General features: G+C 45.6%; 1 pseudogene. It reads left to right on the top strand.

What is annotated here, in order from left to right:
• Positions 1–272 precede the first annotated feature (272 nt).
• A pseudogene (locus tag IR141_RS13705) lies at positions 273–417 on the top strand (IS3 family transposase); the annotation flags it as partial.

Genomic DNA, 417 nt, shown 5'->3' on the forward strand with positions numbered 1-417 from the left:
TGCATAACATCCAGGTTGGGCTCCGCTGTGTGATAAAGCGGAGCAGTTTATAACAAACGGAGAGTGGCTCAATTTTGGAGCACAACTCCCCGTTTCCCTGGCTCAGTTTTGCACGATATTTAACAGACGGTGCAGGATTTGGGAAAACGTTCAGGTTCGGGCGTGATGGTACGGCAGGCTGATGACATTTCAGACCCCTTTCAAAAGTCGGTTGTTCCGATTTGTCAAAGAGTAGAATGTAAAAATACACCCCTTTTGTTGGGGTGCAATATATAAGGCCGTCTGAAAAGCCGATACTGCATTCTGACCAAGGTTGGCAGTATCAGATGGATTTTTATCAAAAGCAGTTAAAAGACAAAGGATTAGTGCAGAGCATGTCCCGTAAGGGAAACTGTCTGGACAATGCGGCAATGGAAA

Source organism: Neisseria sp. 19428wB4_WF04, assembly GCF_015235335.1.
Taxonomy (GTDB): domain Bacteria; phylum Pseudomonadota; class Gammaproteobacteria; order Burkholderiales; family Neisseriaceae; genus Neisseria; species Neisseria musculi.